The sequence below is a fragment of the Chitinophaga caeni genome, from assembly GCF_002557795.1.
Classification (GTDB): Bacteria; Bacteroidota; Bacteroidia; order Chitinophagales; family Chitinophagaceae; genus Chitinophaga; species Chitinophaga caeni.
The window spans coordinates 518,877-536,849 of record NZ_CP023777.1 but is presented as its reverse complement, the minus strand read 5'-3'; the positions used below and the strand labels follow the sequence as shown (position 1 = coordinate 536,849).

Below are 17,973 nucleotides of genomic sequence, written 5' to 3'. Positions count from 1 at the left end.
TACCAGCAGGCATCTTTCTTTTTTTAATGATATTTTGATATGAGGACAACGCTGTCTTCTTGGATGATAAAATCATTATTGTGAATGGCAGCTAATACGGCAACCATATCTTTCATCGGGGTATGATAATTTAAAATGATGTTATAAGTCTGTCCCGAAACACTTTCGTTATTCGTAATGAGCGGAATGCCGTAGATTACTTCAAATGCGTCTGATAATTCGCGGAATGAAGCTGATTCCAGTCTCCATTGACCTTTTTGCCACCTGCCCACTTGTTCTGGAGGGATATCAGAAATACGGAACGGTTGTTGATCATTGGTTGCGTACAGTTGTTTCCCTGCTTCCAGGACGACCTTTTGATTTGCCCTGCTGACCCTTACTTTGCCCGAGTTTACAGCGATATTGATCCGGTCGTTTTTATGAAGGCGAATCTCGAAGGAAGTGCCTAACACCACCGTGCTGAGCCATTTACTTTTTACTTGGAAGGGGATGTCGGGCTGACTTTTGATGTCAAAATATGCCTGCCCGGCAACCAGTTCAACCTCCCTGATCTTGGCGCTGAAAGTTACTGGGTAGCGGATGGTGGCGCCGGAATTTAATGTTATGCGACTTTGATCGGGCAGCCTAAGTACGCGGGTGGCGCCAATCGGACAAGTATATACCAACATTTGCCGGGCTTCGGTTGTTGCCTGCGTAGCGTTATTCCGCGCGTGCGGCAGTTCTTTAGGTTGCGGCCAAAAAGTGAAACAGGCCATACCCAATATTATGGCCGCGGCACTGTACCAGGTATACCGGAACCTATTATCCCGCGATCGGGTTTTAACATCAATTTGTTGCCACAATAATTCCAGTTGATTTTTTTTATCCTCTTCATCTACATACCAATTTCCTTTTCGAACTTGTAAATGTTCAAACCAATCATCCAGTAATGCTGCTTCATCAAGAGACAGGTTCCCTTTGCGATGTTTAATCAACAGTTCTTTGAAAATATGTTCGTTGAAAGGCTTCATATATATACAAAGCAATTCAAACGAGAGAAAGTACTATGCAGGAGGTATGAACAAATTGTTAAGCCTTAAAATAAGCTGGACGCCAAGTAATGGGATAACTTCAATTTTAATCTTTGCTTGGCATGCTGTAGTTGATTTTTGACCGTTTGTTCGGAGAGATCGAGCTTACCGGCAATCTGTTTGTTGCTATAGCCATTGTCGCGGCTGAGCTCAAATATTTCGCGCATCTTGGCAGGCATTGCATTGATTTCTAGCTGTATGATCGCTTGTAATTCCTTGGCATTTACGCTATGATCGCTAGGGATTTCCGAGAGGAATTGCTGCATAGCTGCGTCAGAATAATTTTGTTGGCGGAGCTTTTTATCGATGAGGTTGAGGATTTTATTTTTAACAGCGGTTTTTAAATAAGCCTCAATTGATAATTGGTTATGATTGAATTGTAATTGATTCTTATGTTGCCATAACCAAATAAACACTTCCTGTACCGCATCCTTAGCATCTTCTGTATCCCCGGTTTTGGAATATGCAAATTGGATCAATGCACCGGCATAGCGATCATATAATACTTTAAATGCATCATGGTGACCATCCTTGACCAGGGAGAGGAGTGCTATATCTTCAGTTACTGTCATGCTAGGTAGATGCTGTAAAATTAACAGCATAATATTACCTTATTATTAATTGTTAATAAAGAGACTCGCTAAAAATTCAAATATCAGTCTATTGTTAACCTTTATAATAGAAGGGTTAAGCCATAAAAGCCAAATATTTTTTATTTAGCTTGGCCAAATAAATTTTTTAACGGGTTATTTCCCCTTATTGCCTGAGTTTGACATCTTCATATTTCTTACTTAAATAATGAAATATCAAATGTGCCGGGATATGAAATTCTTTTTTTGCTTTTAATATAAGTGCGCCTCCGCCTAAAATAATACGTGTACTCATATCCGGAATACTGGCCTCAACGATTATATATTTCTTTTTTACGAATATATCTGCCCCGTAATAATTGGTTTGATGGGCAATGATACATGGTGTGAAGAGTCTTTTCCCAATTCTAAATTTCATTTCAGGAAATTCTGTAGCCAGTTCTTCCAGTAAAGTTTCTAAGTTCATATATAGAGATATTCTAATGGCAGCTAAAATATAAAAAAGGGAATCGAATATATTCAAATCTTTTACTATTCCTTAATCGTTAACTTTTTATTATTTTGTTGGCTGATTGCCATGAGTTTTGATGAGAAACAGTTATTAGCATTATTAGCGCAAGGAAGTGAATATGCTTTCACGGAACTATTTAGCCGCTACCGGGGTAAGGTATACAACCTTGCTTCCAAGTTCCTGCGTTCCAATGCCATGGCAGAAGAAGTTGTGCAGGATGTTTTTCTGAAATGCTGGCTGAAGCGTTCCGAAATGACAAATATTGATAACCTGGATGCCTACCTGAAAACGATCACTAAAAATATCGTTTTGAATTTGTTCCGGAAAAAAGCCCTCGAATCTGACTATCAGCAATCGATCATTCCCGGTGGACAACAGGTAGATAATACCGACCACCGTTTGAGAGAACATCAATACCAGGATATATTACAGGCGGCATTGGCCAAACTGCCCCCGCAGCAAAAGGAAGTATACCGCTTGGCCCGTGCAGAAGGCCTGAGCCATGAAGAAATAGCCGAAAGGATGCACATCTCGCGTGCTACCGTGAAATCTCATATGGCCAGGGCCTTACAATATATTAGGAAATATATAAATGAAAGCATGTTGATCGTAAGCCTGATCCTGGCCCATAAAAACTTTTTTTAGCCGAAACTCCACCCTCCTCCCATTTCAATTGTCTTATTAATATATACTGGCTGGATAATACCCCGGTGCTACAATGAATACGTTATGGATAGCAAGGAAAGGTTGCAAATATTATTGGATAAATATATCGATGGTTCTATTACTCCGTTCGAATGGCAAGAGTTGTCTAAAATGGTGAAAGGCGGCCGGTATGATATGATGTTGAAAGCCAGGATGGATGCTATCTGGGAAGAGGATACTGCGGATGATGCCGTGCCTTTCGACAGGTATCACGAGATGGTTAATAAAATACTTTCTGCCGAAGAACATTTATCTGAAATTTTACCCCGGAAGCGATCCGTTTCCGTATGGAAAGCGCTGGGTTGGAGCGCTGCTGCGGCAGCCGTCGTGGCATTCGTTGCTTTATTATGGATGAATATGCTCGACAGGGTTCGTGAACCGATCATCAGCGAACCATTGGCTAACAACGAAGTGAGATCGGATTCCATCGTTAGTAAGCATGTACAATTCGTTCACTTACCGGATGGAAGTACCGTGCTGCTGGGTGAAAATAGCCAGTTGGAATACGATATGGATTTCAACCGGACGCACCGGGTGGTAACTTTAAAAGGGGAAGGATATTTTGATATCAAGAAGAATGAATCCAAACCTTTTATCGTGAAATCGGGCGAAATTCAAACGGTCGTTTTGGGTACTTCTTTTAATATGAAAGCATATCCCGATCAACCGAAGGTGACCGTTACGGTAACCAGGGGGAAGGTGCGGGTAGAAGGGTATAATGAGAATTTTGGAATCGTATTACCGGATCAACAGTTGGCGATTAATAAGGATGCTAAAACGATCACGCTGTCGCAGGTAGATGTAAAGAAAGAAATTGCTTGGAAGGATCGTTACCTGGTATTAGATGATATCAGCATGGAGGATGCAGCGGTGATCTTGGGCGATAAATATCATTGTAAAATTTTATTTGCCAACGAAAACTTGAAGCATTGCAGGATCAGTGCTACGTTTTCAAATGAGCAATCTTTGGAAGTTGTAATGATGGTGATTTGCGGCGTAGTAGATGCCAACTATAACATCCAGGCCGGGGACACCGTGTTGCTGAGTGGCGAGGGTTGTAAATAGTTATTTATATCAACCAAATATATAGTTCAACAGTAACGAGGAATCGAAACTTCATCCAGGTGCAATAATCATCGCGTACGTTATTGCATTCCCCTTTGTAAAAACATATTAAACCAAAATCAGAAACCAACCTCTGGATTATGACATCAAATGCCATAAGGGATTGCTATGCCCTTCACGCAACTAAAAAGGCATGTTTGTACAATCAGCCAAAATTGCGATTCATTATGAAGATGAGTATTATTTTTTGTGGGTTGCTCTTATTCGGTTTGCAACTACTGTCGGCAAAATCAGCTAACAGCCAGGATTTGCACCGCACCAAGATCACGCTGCAATTGAATGATGAGAGTTTGCCTGCTGCATTCAAAAAGATTCAAAAGGCTACCGGTTTACTCTTTGCTTACCCTTCCAAGGAAGCATCAGAGTATCAACACATTTCTTTACCGAATGGTACCCGCTCTATTGCCATTACCCTGGATTCCATTTTAAGTGGAACGCCTTTCCTTTACAAGCAGGTGGATAATAATATCATGATATTCCACCGTAAAGAGGATCAGCAACGGGGAGAAATAGTCGCGAATGCCGAAGCGGAACAAAGTAAAGAATCCTGGATCGAAGGAAAGGTAGTAGATGCCAAGACGGGAGAAATCATCGTTGGCGCTACCATCCTTGAAAAAGGCGCTGCCAAGTTGAATGGTACCACTTCTAACGAACTGGGCGCTTTCAAACTCCTGGTTAACCTTGTAAACGGGCAGGCAGTGTTGCTCGTCCGTTTCGTAGGTTATGAAACGAAGGAAGTGCCGGTAACCGGCGCCGGCAAAGTGCTGGTTAAACTGGAAACTAGCTCAAGATCGCTGAATGCCGTAGTGGTAACGGGGCTGTATAGCCGCCCTGCCGAAAATTTTACGGGTGCGGCTAGCTCCTTTACCAAGGAAGAATTGACCAAGGCTTCCGGTAATAACGTACTGAATGCGCTACGCTCCCTCGATCCTTCCTTCCAAATGCCTGATAATTTGCTGAATGGATCTAACCCCAACGTACAACAGGAAATCGTTTTGCGCGGAGGTAACAGCTTGGCTGACCTCGGCACTTCAAATTCTAGCGATGTATTTAATTATACCAAAAATCCGAATGTACCCTTATTCATCCTCGATGGTTTCGAAGTACCGTTGCAAAGGATCAATGATCTGGATATGAACCGCATCTCCAAGGTTACCATCTTGAAAGATGCTTCGGCTACGGCAATTTACGGTTCCCGCGCAGCGAATGGCGTAATCGTGGTAGAAACCATCCGCCCGCGCGAAGGAAAGCTTCGCTTGTCATATACTGGGTCCGTAACCAATGAATTTGCGGATCTGAAAGGTTATGATCTGTTAAATTCCAGTGAAAAACTGGAGTTGGAAAAAGATGGCGGCATCTTCAACGGCTACTCGGTTCCGAGGTGGCAAGAGGAAAAGGATGTTATGTACAGTTACCGCAAAGCCCTGGTAGAGAAAGGAAATAATACGGATTGGAAAACCAAGCCCGTAAGAAATGGTATCGGTCATACGCATAACCTTTACCTGGAAGGCGGCAGCGAATCGGTATTGTACGGCCTGACAGGCAATTACAACAAGGTAGAAGGTGTGATGAAAGGCTCCGGTCGTGAAAATATCACCGGGAATACATATTTGTCCTACCGTCATAAAAATTTCATCTTCCGAAATGATTTTACAATCAACTTTACGAAGGCAGTCAACTCGCCGTACGGCGCTTATCAGACTTATACGAGGCTGAATCCGTACTGGTCTCCTTATACTGAAGATGGTAAGCTGGCTTATTACTTAGAAGATATCGAGAGCGTAGAAGGCAGGGTATTATCGCAAGTAACTAACCCGATGTATAACCTGAACTTCAACACGGTAGATGAATCTACGATCCAGAATTTTACGAATAATTTCTTCGCGCAATGGCAGGCCAAGGAATGGTTACGGTTTTCCGGCAGGTTGGCTTATTCTAAAACAAATAACGAATCGGATAACTTCAAACCGGCGCAACATACTTCTTTCGATAATATTCCGGCAGAACGGTATTATGAACGCGGTTCTTACACCAAGGGTTACGGGAAAAATAATATGATCGACGGATCATTAACGATTGATATCAATAAGGCAGTAGATAAACACTTGGTATTCGCTTCCCTGGGTTCCAGTTTCAGGCAAGAGAAATTCAATACGGAGTTGTACACGCTGATAGGCTTCCCTAATGATAAGCTGGATAATATCATGATTGGAAATTATCCCCAGGACCAGTCCCCTACAGGGTTCGAAGGTATCACGAGGTTGCTAGGTTATTTTGCTAACATCAGTTACGCTTATGACAGCCGTTATTTACTCGATTTTTCTTATAGATTAGACGGTTCTTCCCAATTTGGTTCTAACCGCCGTTTCGCTCCTTTTTATAGCGTGGGCGCCGGGTGGAATCTTCATAAAGAACCGGTTTTATCGAACTGGAATTTCTTGGATCAATTTAAACTGCGCTATTCCTACGGCGTTACCGGTTCGTCTAACTTCTCCAGTTATCTTGGTTTAACAACTTCCCAGTATTATACCAACCAGGATTATTTATACTCAATCGGTACGAAATTGTTAGGCTTTGGTAATTCCAGCTTACAATGGCAAAAGACTTTCAAAAGTAATTTCGGGGCAGATATATCCTTATTCGAGAAATTGCAAATCACGGCCAACTACTTCGTGGAAAAAACAAAAGGCTCCGTTATTTCCATTACAACGGCTCCATCAACAGGTTTCGCTATGTATATGGACAATATGGGGGATGTGGTATCAAAAGGTTACGAGGTGAATGCCCGTTATACATTATACAGCAAACCGGGCACGAGGGATAATTTTTCGTTGTTCGTGAATGCCTTCCATGTGTCGAATAAAGTAGAAAGAATTTCCAATACGCTGGAAGCGTTGAATGAAAAGAATGCGACATCCTTAACCACTCAGCCGTTGCCAAGGTATGCGGAAGGTCGCAGTACCACGGCCATTTGGGCGGTTCCATCCCTAGGGATCGATCCTTCCAACGGTAAAGAATTGTACCTGGACAGGGATGGTAAAACTACTTATACTTACGATCCCTTAGATCAAATCATCGTGGGCGATACCCGTGCAGATCTGCAAGGATCTTTCGGTACCAACCTGGAAATCAAAGGTGTTGGCTTGAACCTGTTCTTCGAATTTAGAATCGGTGGCGACCGTTATAATCAAACCTTGATCGATATGGTGGAAAATGCAGATATCTCGATGAATGTTGACAGGAGAGTATATGAAGATCGCTGGCGCAAACCGGGCGATAAAACCTTTTTCAAAGGGATCGTTACTCCTGAAGGGAATACGATTACAGGTACTACCTACAATACTTCCCGCTTCGTCCAAAAAGATAATTGGCTGAGTTTAAGGAATGCCAGCTTGTACTACCGCTTCCCGAATTATCTGAATAAACTTTTAGGGTTAAATGATACCAAGATCACGATGTTTAGTAATCAACTGTTCTGGTTGTCCTCCATTAAGCAAGAGAGGGGATTGGATTATCCATTCAGCCGCAGTTTTACTTTCCAGGTCATGACAACCTTTTAACCGTATAAAATTATCGTATGAATATTATATCTAAATATATATCAGGTTTTACCTTGGCCGGCTTGCTTATGTGTACGGCGTGTTCCAAGTGGTTAGACGTGAAGCCGTCTACCCAGGTTTCTGAAACAGAACAATTTTCAAGCGAACAGGGATTCAAAGATGCACTGATCGGCGTTTATCAACAGATGGCTCAATCCAGCTTATATGGCAAGGAATTGACTTATAGTTTCGTTGATATACTCGGGCAAAATTATACCAGCACCGTACAATCCGATCATAACGAATTCCGCTTGGCAACTTATGATTATACGGATGCTAATGTCGTAGACCGTATCAATGCTATCTGGTCCTCCGGGTACAGCGCTATCGCGCAGGTCAATTACATCTTGAGAAATATTGACAAGCAAAAAGATGTGTTCAGCGGGGATAATTACAATATCATCAAAGGAGAAGCGCTGGGTTTGAGGGCCTACCTGCATTTCGACTTATTGCGTTTATTCGCCCCCGCCGCTGCTGAACCGGGAGCTTCAGCAATACCTTATATGAAGGATTTTACCGTTGTGCCGCAAGATCGTTTGACTGTTGAAGAAGTTATTCAAGCCTGCTTGACCGATTTGCAAGATGCAGAGGAGTTATTATCTGCCTATCCCGAACAAGACCAGATCACGGCGCCTAGCTATCCTAACGGGGATAACTTTCTTGCTTACCGCCAGAATCATCTCAACTATTGGGCTGTGAAAGCAACGATGGCAAGGGTTTACCTATACAACGGGCAAGGCGACCTGGCTTACAATAAAGCCAAGGAAGTGCTGGCAACCGATTATTTCCGGTTCTTACTCCCTTCGGAATTAAATGCAGCCGAAGAGTCCGTTGATCGTACCGGGACGCATGAACATGTTTTTTCTATCTACGTATCGAACCTGAAAACATTTACGGACATATATTTCAGGACCCCGGCAGTTTCTGATTTAAAATCGCAATATATCGTTTCCACGCAAAGGAGGATCGACCTTTTCGAAACAAGTACGGGCGGCACCAGCTCCGAAGTGCGTATCAATCCCGTATTATGGGAAAGCAGCGTGGGGATCGTTTACCCTTCCAAATTATGGCAGGAAGAAAATAATGCTGAGAATTACAAGAAAAGAATTCCATTGATCAAGCTTTCAGAAATGATCCTGATCGCGGCAGAAACGGCCCCGACATTGGAAGAAAGATTGGACTACCTGAATGAATTCAAAGGAGCCCGGAAAACAAAATTAATTACGGACGCTGTAGACGATGACTATTTACAAAGTGAAGTAGCAAAGGAATACCGTAAGGATTTTATTTGTGAAGGACAGTTGTTTTATTTCTATAAAAGGAAACAGTATACAAACATTCCGGGGGCTATCAGCGGCACATTGACAAATGCCCAGTATGTATTACCGCTGCCGCAACAAGAAATCGAATTTGGAAAATAATATTCAAAGCCAAGGATCATGAAATCTATATATAAATTTCTCTTTACTATTTCCTGCATCGCTGCATGTTACGCATGCTCCAAGGAAGAGCGCTTGATGTTTGATGAGCCTGCCGGAATATATTTTTATGATGGTACCAATGTAGTGGACAAGGATAGCGTTGATTATTCTTTTATCATCAAGCCGGATACTTTGGTACAAGACACCGTGTACTTGTATTTACGCATCAGCGGTGAAGCCAGTGATGTCGATAGGGCGGTCAATATCGGTTTTACCGGTAAAACAACGGCTATAGAAGGCAAGCATTTCACCTTGACGCCCCCGGTGATTAAAGCCGGCGAATATGATGCCGAGGTGCCGGTTTATTTACATCGCACGGAAGATATGCAAGACAGCACCTTCGTGATTCAATTTGAAATTAAGGATAACGAAGTTTTCAGGCAGGGACCAACAGATCGGTTATTGTATAAAATAACCGTAACGGATCAATTGATAAAACCAAGCGATTGGCAAACCTTGTTCTACGGAAGTTACTCAAAAGTGAAACACCAGTTCATGGTATCCCGATTGGGAACCACGGCCATCACCATTTCAACAGGCGCACAATTCTCTCAAATCATGTCCATCCTGCAAAAAATGCGCGTGGAATTGTTGAATTACGAAAAAGAAAACGGGCCCTTATTTGATGAGAATGGTGACCGGGTAACGTTCCCGACGCTATAGTTAGTTGTATTTGCATTTGTTGATATCAATTTTTAAAGCATGAAATCATCATATATTTTTATTTTATTCTTCAGCTTCATCTTCATGGCATCCTGTGTAAAGGATGACAGTACGCATGACCTGGAAACGCTCAACCAGATTGAGATTAATGACACTACGGCTACCGGTGTGATTTTACAATTCGATACGCTTACGATAGTTCCCGAAATAGAACAAAGTATTCCCGTACCGGAAGATGAATTGCTATATGCCTGGACGCTCCGCGCCGAAGATGGCTACGGGGATCTCGTTTTCCTAGATAGCAGCCGGAATTTGCACAAACCCATCGGCGTATTACCCGGCGATTATACGGTTACCTACCGTGTAACGGTAAAGTCAACCGGTGTCATGTTCATGAAACTCTTTCCTTTGAAAGTGATCAACCGTTTCAGCTTAGGTTGGTTACTGCTGGAAGATAATAGCGGGACAGGCGATATTTCGATTGTATTACCGAATGATACGGTTGTAAACCATATTTATTCTGAATTGAATCCCGGCGAACCATTAAATATGCCATTAAAAGAAATTGGTATCACCGACACGTATGCAGGGAAATATATCAATATATTTTCAGAGAACCAGGGGATCCGTTTGGATTATGACGTGTTGTTGAAAGACTCCGAAATGAAAGATTGGTTTTGGGAAGCCCCTACAAATTTACATCCCGAGAAGTTTACACGTTTGTCATCATCATTGGCTAACATTATCAACAACGGTTTATTGCATATTTATGTAGCCGGTGGGTTTCCTGGTGATGTTAAATATATGAACGCGCTACCATTTCCCGGTGGAAAAGGTGCGGATTATGCATTAGCGCCCTTTATCGGCATTGGTCCGGGGCCTTATGATGGAAAAACGAGTTATACGGGATTGTATTATGATACCAAGACGAAGGGTTTCCTATATTTAACCGGTGCAAGCTTAATTCCGCAATTCCAATTCTTTAACGCCCCAACTGCCAGCGGCGCATTTAATATGAATGAAATCGGCAAAGAATTGTTGAGTATGGACTTAGCTTATAAAGCTAATATGTACAATAATGTCTTTAAAGATGAGAATGGGGAACTGTTTTTATACCAAGTGGAATTGGCGAACTCCGAACCGGCTACCTTGATGCAAAATATCACTGCCGTTAATCCTAGTTTGAAAGGCGCTACAATGTTTGCAAGCTCCGTTTTGCTGCCCCAGGTTTATTGTGTAAAAGGACAAAATATTTACTTGTACGAGATTCCGTCTAATACTTCGACACCAATTCTGTCGATAGCTGCGGGAGAAACGGTTACGAAGTTGAAGATCAATAGTACTTCGATGCAAGTAGCTACATGGGATGGCGCGCATGGACATTTTTATATATATGATATCGATGCCTACGGAAAATTGTCACTAAGTAAAGAATTTTCCGGCTTTGGTAAGATCGTAGATTTTGTTTACAAAGGTTAACAACAAATAAAGCTTAGTCAGATGAAAAAATTATTATTAACAGCTTTGTCGGCTGTTGCAATGTTGCAAGTAGGCGCTCAAAGTAAATACAAGATATCCGGGCAGATAAAGAACTTTGAAGGCAAGTATATTTACTTGCATAAGTTTACCGGAACTTCGGATCAGCTGGATTCCGTTTTGTTGAAAAATGGTAAATTTTCCTTTTCTGTACCGGTCTCCAATGCCGAGATGATCGCGATTTCAGGTACATCAAAGTTTAGTCCTGCCTGGAAAGCATTCTTCATGGATACCCATGACCTTACATTTACCGCTTCCGGTAAAAGCTGGGCGGATGCCGTTATCAAAGGTTCAGCAGCAAACAACATCTATAATGAATGGGATGCTGAATGGGAAGCTATCAGGCAAGATGCCGGTAAATTATACAAAATGCTGGATAGTGCAGGTAAACTGGAAGATAAATCCGCTGGAGAAGCGCTGAGAAAGAAGGGAGAAGATGGGTTTGCTGCATTAGATCAACGGATGGCTGATGCAGTTACAAAGATAGTAGACAAATATCCTAACTCCCCGGTGAGCGCATACGTAATTGTAGATCGCTATGTAAATTATCCAAATACGGAGAGGGCGGTAAAGGAATATGCGAAATTAGGTGCCCAGGCAAAAGCTTCCTTTTATGGTAAGAAAATCGAAGAATATTTAGCAATTGAACAGAAAACAGCTATCGGTAAAACAATCGAGTTGTCATTACCTGATGTCAATGGAAAGATGGTTAGTTTATCTGATTATAAAGGTAAAATCGTGATGGTGGATTTTTGGGCTAGCTGGTGCGGTCCCTGCCGAAAGGAAAACCCGAACGTGGTAAAAGCATATAAAGCTTTTCATGATAAGGGTTTCGAAATTGTCGGTGTTTCTTTGGATGATAAAAAAGCTAACTGGTTGAAAGCTATTGATGCAGATGGTTTGAGTTGGAAGCATGTTTCGGACTTGAAAGGCTGGAAAGGGGAATATGTTGGTAAATTAGGTATCAGGGCCGTTCCAACAAACTTTATCCTCGATGAAAATGGTAAAATTATCGCTAAGAACCTGAGGGGAGAAGAATTATATCAAAAATTAGAAGAGATATTTAATTAATAGATGATTTTGATAGTCAATCATTAAAATCAAGCTATGTAAAAGGCTTCTAGGTACATTGCCTAGAAGCTTTTTTTATGGCGGCACTTGTATCAAGGATTTTTATTCTATAATTTGGGATCCTATTAAAACGAATTACAAATGCTACTCAAGAAATGTCTTTGCTGCATAGGATTGTTGCTCTCTTTTTCGTTTGCTTTTGCTCAAAAAAAATATACTACGGTTTTCGCAGGAGGAAATGATGGCTATAAGAATTTTAGGATTCCGGCTTTAGTGAGCTTGCCTAATGGCGATTTATTAGCTTTTTGCGAAGGGCGGGTGAATAACGCGGGAGATTTCGGCAATATCGATATTGTAATGAAGAAAAGTAATGATCATGGTAAGACTTGGTCTGCATTGCAAGTGGTGGTAGATGTAGATCACTTGCAGGCCGGGAACCCGGCCCCTGTCGTGGACCTGGCAGATCCGAATTACCCGGGGGGAAGAATATTTTTATTTTACAATACGGGAAATAATCACGAAGGTGAAGTTAGGAAGGGTCACGGTCTCAGGGAAGTTTGGTATGTATGTTCTACCGATGGCGGAAATTCTTGGGATAAACCGGTAAACATTACCCAGCAGGTTCATCATCCCAATAATTCCAGGTATCAAGATTCCTTAGATTGGAGGAGTTATGCTAACAGCCCCGGTCATGCACTGCAATTTAAGTCCGGAACATATGCAGGACGGATTTACGTTTCTGCCAATCATTCACGGGGAAACCCGCAGCCGCATTTTAAAGATTACCAGGCACACGGCTATTATACTGACGATCATGGCAAGACGTTTCATCTTTCTGAAAATGTGCCTTATGCCGGTGGTAATGAATCCATGTCCGCTGTATTGAGTGATGGGAAGCTCATGATGAACGCCCGCAATCAACAGGGCAATGAAAGGGCGCGGATTATTGCCATCAGCAAGGATGGTGGGGCACACTGGGATACGACTTATATCGATCATCAATTACCGGACCCGGTATGCCAGGGAAGTATATTATCTTCCGGTACAAAATTGTTGTTCTGTAATAATGCCAGCACTACCCGGCGCGATAATCTAACTTTGTATGTCAGCCGTGATGACGGTAAATCATATGGTAAGAAATATGTGATAGCCAAAAGTCCGGATGCGGAAAGCAAGGGAAGCTATTCCGCTTATTCTGATATCGCGTTCATTAACAAGAAAACGGTTGGTATTTTATTTGAGATCGATGATTATAAAAGGATCGTATTTGCAGTGCAGAAATTTTGATAAGGAGCTGCGGGAAATGATCAATTTTCTTTATAATTCGTACTGATTTCCGTGGAAGCATATCTCTTGCTACGAGATTCGAATGCAAGCGTCGAAACTTCGATTCATTTTTTGAATGGTTTGCCCAGATGCTCAAAGCGCTTGCCGATCCGGGTTTTCAAGATCGGATCCAAGCACAATTTGAACTAACAAGGACCTCCTGCTTACCCGGGATAGAATAACAAATCTCAATCACGAAAAAAGCTTTCCGACAGCAATAGAATCGTACCGGAAATATCCTCCTACGGAAATATGTACGGGTTTAACCTTGCAATCAAATGCCGGTTAACTTTTCTTTTTGCTACTACTTTTTTTAGGCACTTTGTCACCCTCTTCCCTTGCTTCGGAAAGTCCGATAGCGATGGCTTGTTTCCTGCTGGTTACTTTTTTACCGCTGCCGCTTTTCAACTCACCTTCTTTCATTTCGTGTAAAGCCTTGCCTACTTTTTCTTGGCTTTTCTTTGAATATTTAGCCATGATTGGATCAATTTATTTTATATTAATAAATAAGATAAATAGGACTTCTATATATAAAATCGCGCAAATTGTAGACCAATTCCAGATGGACCTTTTACCGGCATTAAGTATACTAAACATGTGGATAAAACTACCCGAACCGTGGAGATCAGCCCACCGCCAATAGCGGTAAATGCTTGAGATTCCATTTGGCATAGACTTTTCACTATTAACATTGAACATCAAACTTATTTGCCATGAAAAATGATGCTAAAAGTGGAAAAAATAGGAAAAATTACCCGCTGGATCCTACCAACAAGGATGAAAAGGACTTGAAGAAATATAGTCGCCGCTCTAAATATTACGATGAATTTATTGATAACTCACCTAATAAATTCCCGCCTGGAAAAGTAAAGCGTACTGCTAAGGAAGCATATGAGGATGAAGAAGCGAAAGTTCCGAATGAAATGAATGAAGGGGGCTTTGATCCGGATATGGAATCTCATTTGGATGATGAAAATCATGAAGCGGATCCTAGTAGGAAGAATTTATACGGAAAAGAAAATACGGAAAGGAAAATTCACCTGGGCAATAAACTCCGCTACTAAGTCAATACACGGTATAATGCTGTAGCATACGGCTTACCGGGTATTTTGATGCGAATACCGGGTAAGCCGTTTTCCAGTTATACCGATGATGATCTTAATGATATTATTTCAGCCCCTTCACGGATTTTACTGCTTCGAATCGGGCCAGGGGCGCCATGCGGGCTTTATTAAGCATCAATCTATTATCCACCAGGTTGTAATTATCTGCCATTTCGAAAACCTTCATCAACTTGTTTTCCGTTTCAAGTACATCGCAGGCCATCATCGTGCTGATCATTTGTGAAAAACGGATACGGTCGCCTTCTTTTAATTCATAAGTGCCCCCGAAACCATTACAGCCTGCGAATCCCTGCACCTTGTTGCCGTCTTTCCTGAGTATAAAATATATGTCTTTCCCGGTAGCCGGTTTAGCGGTTACCGCCTGGCCGTTTAACTCGACCAATTTCCAATACGTTTCTTCTAATGTGGGGTTCATAACGCTTCCGGATGGGGCTTTGGTTTTACAACTAAATGCTAAAATGCAAACTGCTGACAGTAGGATTGCTAATCTCATAAATAAATAATTAATATGATTATGAATGTGTTATAAACTATGATATAAAGGTTTCGAGGTCATAAATGTTACACATTCAATAAACAATTAGTCTTTAAAATAGTTGCATTTTACCGGCCCTGGTCGGTTTTATATATTAAAATCTCCCGGGTGCTGTCCGGCAAACTTGTGAAAAAATGATAATGGGTTGCTGCTTCGATCTCCGCTACAGAGGTGATATATTTCCGCCAATTATGATCAGCCGTATTGCTATTGGGCGTATTTACAGCGATGACCCTCGTGTTTTTATTGATACGCGCCAAATCGTTATTCCCATATGGAATCACTACTATTATTTTCCAGATATGGCTCGGCACCGTAATTCTTTTTTTATCGATCTTTTCTATTTTCCCACGGTTGCCGATACCTCCAATGCCGTAACTTCCCATTATTATGTAAACCTCGTTGCCTCGTTTTACCAGTCCTCTCGTATACTCTTCCAAGTTGGCCCATAGGTGCTGGTTATGGTTGGGCGCTTGGGGTAGCATATTGGTCATATAAAATGTTGCATTATTGGCTTCCCGGCTGGAAGTCCGGTCTGCTGAAGGACAGTTATGCCCGCGGTCGAAACCGCTGCCGGAATAACTGGAGTGGCTAACTTGGTACCAACCTGGAGGCAAGGATCCGTCCTGGTTAAAATCTTTTTGCCTGGATGCCTTTCCCATGTCATTTTTGTCTAAATGCCAACTGACCCAGTTGGGTGTTCCTTTAGCCTTGTTGTAGGATAGTTTGAAAAACTTTTTGTCGAGTAAGTAATTATCAGGGAAGCTGATATCGGTACTGGCATGGCTAGGGTTACCGAGCAACAGGTGATCATCATCCAGTTCAGATTTTTTATGATCTGCGCGTGAGGGTTTGTTTACAACCCTGCGATCCCGGTATGAAATGGCAATGGCATCTATATTGACGCGGTTATTGTCGCTACCTGATTTCCTGATTTCGAGACGGAGCGCGGAAGCTTTCGGAATATTGAAATGCGCTCTTTGTAATTGTATTGCATTACTGCGAATCGTATTGCCGGCTTGTTTGTAAGTAGCCCCCCTGTCGGTAGAATACCATAACTGCCAGGTGCTGGCGGCATCATTACCGAAGCGTGCATGCAGGATGCTAACGTGTATAGCAGCTTCCGGCTGCAAGTCGTATTCCATGCGGATAAAGCCATTGTTGCGTAAGCGGGCAGCCTGTTTCCCGTCTTTATGATCCATCTTGAGATCCCCGATCATGGCATCTTTGAACAACCATGGCCCGGTCGGTAATTCGAGAAGTTCCCGGTTGTAAGCCGGTTTGGCGCTGTATTCGAAGCTTTCCAACAGCAAATGCCTTTCATCGGAAGTTTCCGGTGCAACTTGTTCATCCGGCCGCGGATCATTCCCGGTAATCGTTGTAGGTAAATATTCCTTGATATTTGTAAGTTGCCGGGAACAGGTGCTGACAATAAATGCTGCTGCAATTAATATCAACCATACTGTAAACTTATTCTTCTGTTTACTTTTATTTCCTTTCTTCTTTTTCTTTCGTGTTGTCGGCATAATACTTTACAAAGGGCACAAAAATAATGGCAGGCGTAAATACTTATTTTGTTTTGGCTTCAATAATTTTCGCGATAGGATAAAATGTTATTACTCCTAAAGTATAACATAAGATATCGATCCATTCAAAGTGATTTCCGATCACGATGTTGGCCATACGGCTATGTTGTAAGCCGAGTAGCTTGACGAGATTAAAATATTGGGCCAATTCAACGAGGTAAGCAAATACTAAAACACAGGCGCTACCCAACCAAACCGGTATTTTAACAAATGTAGCCAAGAAGCAGTAGATTAACATGACCACAAGAAAATCTCCAAAATACGGCCTGATAAAATCATCGTGAATATAAACCGCGATAATTACTTCAATTATAAATAACAGGATGGTTAATACAGCAAATACCCGGTGAAATCTTAGCATAGGATGTGAATGGTTCATTCGGTTATAAATGCAAATTAAACATAAAATTAGCTTATCTAGGAAGATATCTTAAACGGTAAACCGTAAAATTGTTTTCAACGCTTCCGGAAAACATATTTCCGCATCCTTTCAAACCAAAATTTCATCGTAAATTTAATAACACCAAAACCATGCAATATGAAAAAGATAAGTTGGTTACTCTTTTTGTTCATGAGCTTCGTAAGCTTTGTTCATGCACAATCTGCTGACGCTGTATTGGGAACTTGGTGGAACCAGGAGAAGGATGCAAAAATAACCATGTATAAAAATGGTAACACGTATGAAGGAAAGATCACCTGGTTAAAAAATATGTATGAAGATGATGGTACTACACCACGGAAGGACAGCAAAAATTCTGATTCAAAACTGAGAACGCGAACATTGATGAACTTAGTCATCTTGCACGGCTTCAAATATGATGACGGCGAATGGACCGGCGGGAAAATTTATGATCCTAAAAGCGGTAAAACGTATAGCAGCAAAATGGAACTGGATGGCTCCAATGAATTGGATATCCGCGGATACATCGGCGCCCCGCTTTTTGGCAGAACAACAACTTGGAAGAGAGCCGATCGTTAGCTTGAGATACGAGTTATCGGAATTGGAAACGTGGTTTGATGGCTGGATGATTTGTCTTCATCAATCCCTGTT

The 17,973-nt window shown here is 41.8% G+C and carries 17 protein-coding genes; 10 read left to right on the top strand and 7 right to left on the bottom strand.

What is annotated here, in order from left to right:
• Positions 1-23: 23 nt before the first annotated feature.
• From COR50_RS02170 to COR50_RS02160, 3 genes are all read right to left on the bottom strand, one after another.
• Positions 24-1,010, bottom strand: coding sequence for a FecR family protein (locus COR50_RS02170; protein WP_098192453.1), 987 nt, complete (start codon positions 1,008-1,010; stop codon positions 24-26).
• Between the two features lie 65 nt (positions 1,011-1,075).
• A complete protein-coding gene (locus COR50_RS02165) occupies positions 1,076-1,672 on the bottom strand; it encodes an RNA polymerase sigma factor (RefSeq protein WP_098192452.1) in 597 nt (198 codons plus the stop codon).
• A gap of 154 nt (positions 1,673-1,826) precedes the next feature.
• Positions 1,827-2,126, bottom strand: a complete 300-nt coding sequence (locus tag COR50_RS02160) for a hypothetical protein (protein ID WP_098192451.1) — start codon at positions 2,124-2,126, stop codon at positions 1,827-1,829.
• A 111-nt stretch (positions 2,127-2,237) separates the two neighbouring features.
• On the opposite strand from COR50_RS02160, the gene COR50_RS02155 reads away from it, so the two are divergent.
• The 8 genes from COR50_RS02155 to COR50_RS02120 all read left to right on the top strand — a co-directional run bounded on the left by COR50_RS02155 (position 2,238) and on the right by COR50_RS02120 (position 13,638).
• On the top strand, positions 2,238-2,816 hold the full coding sequence (locus tag COR50_RS02155; protein ID WP_098192450.1) for an RNA polymerase sigma factor: 579 nt from the start codon (positions 2,238-2,240) through the stop codon (positions 2,814-2,816).
• An 84-nt stretch (positions 2,817-2,900) separates the two neighbouring features.
• Positions 2,901-3,941 carry a FecR family protein gene (locus COR50_RS02150; protein ID WP_098192449.1) on the top strand — a complete coding sequence of 347 codons (1,041 nt, stop codon included), beginning with the start codon at positions 2,901-2,903 and terminating at the stop codon, positions 3,939-3,941.
• A gap of 227 nt (positions 3,942-4,168) precedes the next feature.
• Entirely contained in the window at positions 4,169-7,561 is a 3,393-nt protein-coding gene (locus tag COR50_RS02145) for a SusC/RagA family TonB-linked outer membrane protein (protein WP_157760588.1), read from the top strand.
• Positions 7,562-7,578: 17 nt separating this feature from the next.
• The gene (locus COR50_RS02140) at positions 7,579-9,021 is read left to right on the top strand and encodes a RagB/SusD family nutrient uptake outer membrane protein (RefSeq protein ID WP_098192447.1); all 1,443 of its coding nucleotides are present in this window, start codon (positions 7,579-7,581) and stop codon (positions 9,019-9,021) included.
• Between the two features lie 18 nt (positions 9,022-9,039).
• The gene (locus tag COR50_RS02135) at positions 9,040-9,744 is read left to right on the top strand and encodes a DUF4843 domain-containing protein (protein WP_098192446.1); all 705 of its coding nucleotides are present in this window, start codon (positions 9,040-9,042) and stop codon (positions 9,742-9,744) included.
• Positions 9,745-9,783: 39 nt separating this feature from the next.
• Positions 9,784-11,223, top strand: a complete 1,440-nt coding sequence (locus tag COR50_RS02130) for a PKD-like family lipoprotein (protein WP_098192445.1) — start codon at positions 9,784-9,786, stop codon at positions 11,221-11,223.
• A 21-nt stretch (positions 11,224-11,244) separates the two neighbouring features.
• Positions 11,245-12,351: a TlpA disulfide reductase family protein gene (locus COR50_RS02125; RefSeq protein WP_098192444.1), complete on the top strand. Its 1,107-nt coding sequence runs from the start codon at positions 11,245-11,247 to the stop codon at positions 12,349-12,351.
• Positions 12,352-12,492: 141 nt separating this feature from the next.
• Positions 12,493-13,638, top strand: coding sequence for a sialidase family protein (locus tag COR50_RS02120; RefSeq protein WP_098192443.1), 1,146 nt, complete (start codon positions 12,493-12,495; stop codon positions 13,636-13,638).
• Positions 13,639-13,962: 324 nt separating this feature from the next.
• Here COR50_RS02120 and COR50_RS02115 read toward each other — a convergent pair whose 3' ends face one another.
• Positions 13,963-14,154, bottom strand: a complete 192-nt coding sequence (locus COR50_RS02115) for a DUF6496 domain-containing protein (RefSeq protein ID WP_098192442.1) — start codon at positions 14,152-14,154, stop codon at positions 13,963-13,965.
• Between the two features lie 236 nt (positions 14,155-14,390).
• Here COR50_RS02115 and COR50_RS02110 point away from each other — a divergent pair, with 236 nt between their 5' ends.
• A complete protein-coding gene (locus COR50_RS02110; RefSeq protein ID WP_098192441.1) occupies positions 14,391-14,741 on the top strand; it encodes a hypothetical protein in 351 nt (116 codons plus the stop codon).
• A 103-nt stretch (positions 14,742-14,844) separates the two neighbouring features.
• Here the strand turns inward: COR50_RS02110 and COR50_RS02105 are convergent, their stop codons facing one another.
• The 3 genes from COR50_RS02105 to COR50_RS02095 all read right to left on the bottom strand — a co-directional run bounded on the left by COR50_RS02105 (position 14,845) and on the right by COR50_RS02095 (position 17,283).
• On the bottom strand, positions 14,845-15,294 hold the full coding sequence (locus COR50_RS02105; protein WP_098192440.1) for an META domain-containing protein: 450 nt from the start codon (positions 15,292-15,294) through the stop codon (positions 14,845-14,847).
• A gap of 110 nt (positions 15,295-15,404) precedes the next feature.
• Positions 15,405-16,862, bottom strand: coding sequence for a DNA/RNA non-specific endonuclease (locus tag COR50_RS02100; protein ID WP_098192439.1), 1,458 nt, complete (start codon positions 16,860-16,862; stop codon positions 15,405-15,407).
• A gap of 43 nt (positions 16,863-16,905) precedes the next feature.
• Positions 16,906-17,283: a ribosomal maturation YjgA family protein gene (locus tag COR50_RS02095; protein ID WP_098192438.1), complete on the bottom strand. Its 378-nt coding sequence runs from the start codon at positions 17,281-17,283 to the stop codon at positions 16,906-16,908.
• Between the two features lie 177 nt (positions 17,284-17,460).
• Between COR50_RS02095 and COR50_RS02090 the strand changes: the two genes are divergently transcribed.
• Positions 17,461-17,901, top strand: a complete 441-nt coding sequence (locus COR50_RS02090) for a DUF2147 domain-containing protein (RefSeq protein ID WP_098192437.1) — start codon at positions 17,461-17,463, stop codon at positions 17,899-17,901.
• Positions 17,902-17,973: the final 72 nt, after the last annotated feature.